The following is a 6,548-nucleotide window of genomic DNA, read 5'->3' as shown; positions in this document are numbered from 1 at the left end:
GTTCGTCATTTAGGCCCTTGAAATGATCAAGATCCAACAGGGCGAATGATAGCTGTGTGTTTTCGTGAAGCGCGAGACGCCACTCCCTTATCAGTGCGGTATTGAAGGCACGGCGATTCCCCAATCCAGTAAGCTCATCAGTCACGGAGATCGTCTTGAGCCTTTCCTCGATCAGCTTTCTTTCCGAGATATCGCGCATGCTGATGACAAAACCCGCGGCCGCTCGTCCGTTTGTGTTTATTCGCCGCGCCTGCCCTTCCATCCATCTCAAGGAGCCATCCTTGGCGTAAACACGGAACGTTTGGCGATGAAACTCCGCATCGCCTTGTTTCAGTTTCTCCGAGTTGATCTCTATTTGAGCGATATCCTCCTCGTAAACGAGTCCCTTTCCACGCGCGATCAGTTCCGTTGGCGACCACCCGAGCATTGCCTTGACCGAAGGAGAGACGTACACAAGCTCCATATCTGGCCCCACTTGGACGATGACATCCATGCAGGTTTCGGTCAGCGCTTTGTAGTCGATTGAGGTGGTTCCTCTCCTGAGCTTACGAAACCAGTTGACGAGATAAGACATGGACGGGGGCCTCGAAGACTACAACATTTATCTTTTACTGTTATCGAATAAACAAATTAACAATCGCAGAATTTCCTCATGGCTTTCAATCTGAAGAACCGCAGCCAGCTCACGCTCCGCGACTGCAGGCACCAGGTTTCCTATGTCTTCATCAGCGATGCCGGCAACAATATGGGCGACAGCCTGCTGATCGGCGGGGCCAAGATGGACATGGATGTAGGGCTTTGCGCGCCTAAGGCGTGCTGGCCCGTGCAGGAGATCCAGGACCAGGCCCAGGCAGTCGCCAGCGAGACCGGCGCGCGGATCATGATCACCGAGGATATCGATGCCGCGGTCAAAGGCGTCGATTTCGTCTATACCGACGTCTGGGTCTCCATGGGCGAGGCGAAGGAGAAATGGGCCGAGCGCATCAAGCTGCTGACGCCCTACCAGGTGAACGCGGAGCTGATGGCCAAGATCGGCAATCCGCGCGTGCGCTTCATGCATTGCCTCCCGGCCTTCCACAATACCGAGACCAGCGTCGGCGCCGATATCCTGGCCGAGTTCGGCCTCGACGCGATGGAGGTGACCGAGGAGGTTTTCGAAAGCTCGGCATCCATCGTCTTCGATCAGGCCGAGAACCGGCTGCACACGATCAAGGCGGTGCTCGTCGCCACCCTGGGGGCCTGAGATGCTCGTGGTTGCGGCGCTGGGCGGCAATGCCCTGTTGAAACGGGGCGAGCCGCTGACGGCCGAGGCGCAGCGGGAGAACGTGCGGATCGCGGCCCGGTCGCTGGCGGCAGTGGTCAATGCCGGTCACCGTCTGGTCGTCACCCATGGCAATGGTCCCCAGGTTGGTCTCCTGGCCTTGCAGGGTGCGGCCTACAAGCCCAACGAGGCCTATCCGCTCGACGTTCTCGGCGCCGAAACCGAGGGCATGATCGGCTACATGATCGAACAGGAGCTCGAGAATGCGCTGGATCACGCCCAGCCCGTCGCAACCCTGCTGACCCAGGTGGTCGTGGATGGGCGCGACCCCGCCTTCGAAAAGCCAAGCAAGTTCGTCGGGCCGGTCTATGAGCGGGCCGAAGCGGAGGCGCGAGCCAAGGCGGCGGGGTGGACGATCGCTGCCGATGGCGACAAATGGCGCCGGGTCGTGGCTTCGCCCAAGCCCGTCGAGATCCCCGACTTTAGGATCATCAGGCTTCTGCTGGACCACGGCGTCATCGTCGTCTGCACCGGCGGTGGCGGCATCCCGGTGGTGCGGCGCGACGACGGCAGCCTGATCGGCATCGAAGCGGTGATTGACAAGGACGCCGCCAGCGCTCTCCTGGCGCGCCAGCTCGGCGCCGATGCCTTGTTGTTGCTGACCGATGTGGACGCGGTCTACCGCGGTTTCGGCAGCGAGAGCGCCGGGCCGGTTGCCCATATGACCCTGGACGAGGCCCGCGCCTTTGACGCGCCCGCGGGGTCGATGGGCCCGAAGATGGTCGCTGCCGGCGATTTCGCCGACACCGGCAGCTTCACCGGGATCGGCCGGCTGGAGGATGCCATCGCCATCCTGGACGGCCATGCCGGTACCCGGATCGACAAGGCCGCGGCGGCGCTTGGTTCTCGCTACTCAGGAGCCCTTTCGCCTCGAAGCCGTATGTGCGGGCAAGGCAGCGTTTGACACGTCGATGGCTGAGCTCAATTGCACTTCCTCTCCTTGGCCCTGTGGCAGAATACATTCCTCTTTGATACCAAGTCGGAGAACGCGATTTCCAGACTGATAATGGCATCGGCCGGGCAACGTTTCTCACCTCCGGCGCTTTCATAGAAGAGATTCACGACCCGCGCGAGTTCCGATGGATCCTCCGCCAGGACGAACGATGCCGCAGTCGTTACGACCCTGTGACCGTTTCTCTCGCACCAATGTTGCGACAGCCCAGCGACTTTACGGCCGTCGATCTGAATATCGAAGCGGCCGGGGCAAAAGGCTTCCACCACTTCGCCGATCGTCGCTATGAGGCCGATTGGAGCCAGCGCGTTGCCAATCATCGCCGCGAGTTCGCGATAGGCGCCATCGATGGCGAAGCCGGCCTCGGCAGTGCGGGCAAGGACGATCTGAAACGTACCTGGCGAGACCGGACAGGCAGTGCCGCCGCTGCGCCGGACAACAACCGGCCAGTTTTCGACCGTCAATCGGTCCGCTGCGGTATCGAAGGCAGGCAGACGGGTGTCGGCGCGTCCTACGATCAGAGCCTGCGGTGCTTGCCAGAAGAGGGTGCGGAAGCGGCACCCGTCGCGGATCTCGTCGCAAAGCCGTTCCTGCCTTTCGAGCCCCTCCGCCGCCGTGGTGAAGCTTTCCACGCCGGGATCCATGGTGAGACCGTCAACCTTGGCAGCGGCGGCGATGGCCGCTGCCAAGGGCCGGGCGAGAAGATCAGGCCGCATCGATGGTGCCGACCACCATTCCCGGCTTCACGACGCCGTCCTTGGGGACGGCGATGTGCAGGATGCCAGCTGATGGCGCCGTAATATCGAACGTGGTTTTCTCCACCATCAGCTCTGTGATCGTCGCTCCCGCAGCGACCGCGCTGCCGTCAGGATAGAACCAGTTGGCGATGATGCCTTCTGGATTGACGTTGGCATCCCACAGGTCGGATGAGATCCTGATCTCGACCATATCAGGCATCCTTCTTCATCGTTTTCAGCGCAGCCGCGACGATCTTGTCCGCAGATGGCAGGACGTATTGTTCCATCGGCCTGCTATAGGGGATCGGCACATCGGGAACCGCGAGACGCTGTGGTGCCGCCTTCAGAAGCGTTGGATCCTCTTCGGCGACGCTGGCGATGATTTCGCCCGTGAGGCCGAAGCTCTTGTAGTCCTCATCGACGACGACAAGCCGGCCGGTCTTACGGACCGACTCGATCACCGTCTTGCGGTCGAGCGGCACTATGGTGCGAAGGTCGATTACCTCCGCCTCTATGCCCTGCTTCGCCAATTCTTCCGCAGCATCGAGCGACTTATGCACCATCATGCTGAGGCTGACGATGGTGACGTCCTTGCCCCGCCGCACCACCTTGGCTTCGCCGAACGGAATGGCATAGGCCTCTTCCGGTAGCTCGGCAGCGGCCCCTTCGGGGGAGGCCATCCAGGCCAGCCCCTGCAGCCCCTTATGGAACATGAACATCACCGGGCTGTCGTCGCGGATGGCCGCGATCATCAGCCCCTTGGCGTCGTAGGCGTTGGATGGTGCGACCACTTTCAAGCCGGGCAGGTGGGCGAAGGTCGCGTGCAGGGTTTGCGAATGCTGGCCAGCATCGGAATATCCGCCGCCAGTGGCGGTCATGATGACCATAGGCACTTTGTAGTTGCCGCCGGAGAAATAAATGTTCTTGGCGGCAAGATTGTAGATCGCGTCCATGCAGACGCCGAAGAAATCGACAAACATCAGTTCAACGATCGGCCGCATGCCCGCCATGGCGGCGCCGACGCCGGCGCCGATGAAACCGGTTTCCGAAATTGGCGTGTCGCGGACGCGCTCCTTGCCGAACTCGTCCAGAAGGCCGGCCGTGGCGCCAAAAATGCCGCCATAGGTGCCAATATCCTCACCCATGACGAAGACCGTGGGATCGGCGCGCATCTCCTGTGCTATCGCTTCGGAAATCGCCCGGGAAACGGTCATAATGCGATTACTAGACATAGTTTCCTCCTTGGAAGGGAATGGCCGGTCAGGCAAAGACCTGGGTCAGGGCGTCGCTCGGGGCCGGATAGGCTGCGGCTCGGGCAAAGGTGAAGGCCTCATCGACTTCCCTTTTTGCCTTGCTCGCGGCCTCGTTGGCTTCCGCCTCGGTCACGCCCTCTCCGATAATCTGCCGGCGAAACCGGGCGATCGGATCCTTGGCTTTCAGTGCCGCCACCTCGCCCTTCGGGCGATAGAGCTCCGGGTCGCCCTGGAAATGACCGTAATAGCGGTAGGTCTCCACTTCGATCAGCGTCGGGCCATCCCCCCTCCTGGCGCGACTGACCGCCTGTTTTGCAACGTCGAACAATATCAGCGTGTTGTTGTCGGCGACGTGAAAACCGGGAATGCCGTACGCCGCTGCCCTCACGCTGTTGTCCACAACGGCCGTGGAAGCGGATTTAGGAACGGAAATTCCCCAGCCATTGTCCTCGATTACGAAAAGGACCGGCAGTTTCCATAGGGCGGCAAGATTGAGCGATTCATGAAAAGCACCCTGGTTGGCAGCGCCATCTCCGACATAGGATACCGCGACGGCATCGCTGCCCTTCAGCTTGGCGGCCAGCGCTGCGCCAACTGCCGGGCCGGCTCCTTCAGCGATGATACCGCTGCAGACGAAGTTGACCGCGGGGTCGAGGAGGTGCATGTGGCCGCCGCGTCCGCCGCCGAGCCCGGACGCCTTACCAAAGATCTCAGCCGTCATTTTCTTGAGATCGACGCCTTTGGCAATGGCGGCATGGTGGGGCCGATGCGTTGCTGTCACTGTGTCGTCGGCACGCAGATGGACGCAGACCGCCGCTGCGCACGGTTCCTGACCAGCTGAAAGATGCATTTCACCCGGCAACGGACCTGCACCTATATCGAATTTCGGGGATTTCCCTTCCATGTAGGCGGCAGCCATCGTGTCCTCATAGCACCGCGCCTTTTCCATGATCTCGTACATCCATAGAAGCTGGGATTTCGTCGGCATTTCAAACCTCCCTTGGTATGTTGATCATGCGTACAGCCTTTCATTTGAAAGGCGCGCGGACCTGCTTCTCGCACCGAACCGGTAGGCAGCTGGTCTATTCTATAATGAGCGGCGAATCTTTATCAGCTTAGGAACCCCGGCTGTGCCGGGCTTTGATCTGTCTCAAAGGATATGACAAAAGCGTCTAAGGAAGCGGCGGGCACCTGCCATTGGAAGGGAAGCTCGCCACTTACAACAATCACCTCCCCCGTCCCTCGCGATGCAGCGTCAGCGCGAGGGTACGCGAGCAACAAGCGGGCCTTGAGAAGAGGATCACATGGGACCAGAACGCTAGCTCTTCACGGCACCACTACGACAATGCAAGGAGCCAAACTGACAAGTTTCTGCGATACGCTGCCGAGCAGCAGGCCTTCTAACCTTCCGCGCCCCCGGCGGCCGACGACAATCGCGTCCACCTTCTCCTGCTGAGCTCTGTCGATGATCACTTCAACCGGATCCCCCCAGGCAGTTTGCATATCTATGTTTGCGACACCCGATCTTTTGGCGATCTCTCGGGCCTGATGCAGAATTTGCCCGGCCATACCTTCAAGGGCATCGGGGATATTTCCTTCTGCCTTTGCGAACTGCTTTAGATCCTCAGTACGCTGCCTTCGACGGTGAGAATGAACAATCTGCTGCCAGTCGTACGCGCCAAATTTGCGGCGATTTCGCTCGCGCGTCGGGCACTTTCCGAACCGTCCGTCGCAAGTAGAATATGCCGCATAACTGCCTCCTCAACCGAGATCGAAATTTAAAAGAGAGCATACTAATAATCGGACAACAATCTCTGATCCAAGTCAATGGCCAATAAAATTTCCGGACTCTCTTGCCGCACGAGGTCGTGGCCTTCAGACATTGCCTACCTTGAAATCCCTACTTTGCTGAGCGCCCAGAAAAGTACTGACTCCAATAAGAATGTCGTTAACGATCGTGATATTGGAGATGCAGACATTCGCGCGGCGCATCGCATCCTCGTTGCTCTGGTATATAGCTGACGCAGTCAACTTCACCACCGGCGCCTAGCTCTCGCCTCTTAGGAGCTGGCCGGCTCGAAGCCGGTATGTGCGCGCGCATGCCGGCGTTTCTCACCCACGACCTTGGCTCCCGACAAGAACACTTCCGGCCCGGCGAGATAGATGGTTGCCATGGAATTCCTTTAGCGCCAGCGTTCATTAACCGCCCACTCGGCGCGTTGCGAGAGAGTAAATGTGATGACCGAAACAGCGGTAGCGATAACGGAGGTTCCAAACGCTCTTTC

General features: G+C 59.8%; 9 protein-coding genes. 2 read left to right on the top strand and 7 right to left on the bottom strand.

The window, feature by feature from the left end; genetic code table 11:
• Positions 1-574 (bottom strand): PAS domain S-box protein (locus tag RNA01_RS22700; RefSeq protein ID WP_147182380.1); only part of this gene is annotated, 574 nt, incomplete at its 3' end.
• A 78-nt stretch (positions 575-652) separates the two neighbouring features.
• Between RNA01_RS22700 and RNA01_RS22695 the strand changes: the two genes are divergently transcribed.
• Both RNA01_RS22695 and arcC read left to right on the top strand, forming a co-directional pair.
• Positions 653-1,243, top strand: coding sequence for a Rossmann-fold NAD(P)-binding domain-containing protein (locus RNA01_RS22695; RefSeq protein ID WP_235916852.1), 591 nt, complete (start codon positions 653-655; stop codon positions 1,241-1,243).
• 1 nt (position 1,244) lies between these two features.
• The gene (gene arcC, locus RNA01_RS22690) at positions 1,245-2,225 is read left to right on the top strand and encodes a carbamate kinase (protein WP_147182379.1); all 981 of its coding nucleotides are present in this window, start codon (positions 1,245-1,247) and stop codon (positions 2,223-2,225) included.
• A 17-nt stretch (positions 2,226-2,242) separates the two neighbouring features.
• Here the strand turns inward: arcC and RNA01_RS22685 are convergent, their stop codons facing one another.
• The 6 genes from RNA01_RS22685 to RNA01_RS24510 form a co-directional block, all read right to left on the bottom strand.
• Positions 2,243-2,989: a lipoate--protein ligase family protein gene (locus RNA01_RS22685; protein WP_147182378.1), complete on the bottom strand. Its 747-nt coding sequence runs from the start codon at positions 2,987-2,989 to the stop codon at positions 2,243-2,245.
• Positions 2,979-3,221 carry a biotin/lipoyl-containing protein gene (locus tag RNA01_RS22680; protein WP_147182377.1) on the bottom strand — a complete coding sequence of 81 codons (243 nt, stop codon included), beginning with the start codon at positions 3,219-3,221 and terminating at the stop codon, positions 2,979-2,981. Before RNA01_RS22680 ends, RNA01_RS22685 begins: the two co-directional genes overlap by 11 nt.
• A 1-nt stretch (position 3,222) precedes the next feature.
• Positions 3,223-4,242 carry an alpha-ketoacid dehydrogenase subunit beta gene (locus tag RNA01_RS22675; RefSeq protein ID WP_147182376.1) on the bottom strand — a complete coding sequence of 340 codons (1,020 nt, stop codon included), beginning with the start codon at positions 4,240-4,242 and terminating at the stop codon, positions 3,223-3,225.
• 28 nt (positions 4,243-4,270) lie between these two features.
• Complete coding sequence (locus RNA01_RS22670; RefSeq protein ID WP_147182375.1) at positions 4,271-5,251, bottom strand: thiamine pyrophosphate-dependent dehydrogenase E1 component subunit alpha; 981 nt, start codon at positions 5,249-5,251, stop codon at positions 4,271-4,273.
• Between the two features lie 338 nt (positions 5,252-5,589).
• Positions 5,590-5,832, bottom strand: coding sequence for a universal stress protein (locus RNA01_RS24515; RefSeq protein ID WP_147182374.1), 243 nt, complete (start codon positions 5,830-5,832; stop codon positions 5,590-5,592).
• A 47-nt stretch (positions 5,833-5,879) separates the two neighbouring features.
• Positions 5,880-6,014 (bottom strand): universal stress protein, encoded by a 135-nt coding sequence (locus RNA01_RS24510; protein ID WP_147182373.1) that lies wholly within the window; start codon positions 6,012-6,014, stop codon positions 5,880-5,882.
• Between the last annotated feature and the right edge of the window lie 534 nt (positions 6,015-6,548).

Source organism: Paenirhizobium naphthalenivorans (assembly GCF_007992095.1).
In the GTDB taxonomy this organism is placed as follows: domain Bacteria; phylum Pseudomonadota; class Alphaproteobacteria; order Rhizobiales; family Rhizobiaceae; genus Allorhizobium; species Allorhizobium naphthalenivorans.
The sequence above is the reverse complement of the archived record's forward strand: the minus strand, read 5'-3'. Positions and strand labels throughout refer to the sequence as shown.

Bases quoted from the DNA above. Each gene is read 5' to 3' on its own strand.
- RNA01_RS22695 (WP_235916852.1), top strand. From the start codon at position 653: ATGGCTTTCAATCTGAAGAACCGCAGCCAGCTCACGCTCCGCGACTGC.
- arcC (WP_147182379.1), top strand. From the start codon at position 1,245: ATGCTCGTGGTTGCGGCGCTGGGCGGCAATGCCCTGTTGAAACGGGGC.
- RNA01_RS22685 (WP_147182378.1), bottom strand. From the start codon at position 2,989: ATGCGGCCTGATCTTCTCGCCCGGCCCTTGGCAGCGGCCATCGCCGCC.
- RNA01_RS22680 (WP_147182377.1), bottom strand. From the start codon at position 3,221: ATGGTCGAGATCAGGATCTCATCCGACCTGTGGGATGCCAACGTCAAT.
- RNA01_RS22675 (WP_147182376.1), bottom strand. From the start codon at position 4,242: ATGTCTAGTAATCGCATTATGACCGTTTCCCGGGCGATTTCCGAAGCG.
- RNA01_RS22670 (WP_147182375.1), bottom strand. From the start codon at position 5,251: ATGCCGACGAAATCCCAGCTTCTATGGATGTACGAGATCATGGAAAAG.
- RNA01_RS24515 (WP_147182374.1), bottom strand. From the start codon at position 5,832: ATGGCCGGGCAAATTCTGCATCAGGCCCGAGAGATCGCCAAAAGATCG.
- RNA01_RS24510 (WP_147182373.1), bottom strand. From the start codon at position 6,014: ATGCGGCATATTCTACTTGCGACGGACGGTTCGGAAAGTGCCCGACGC.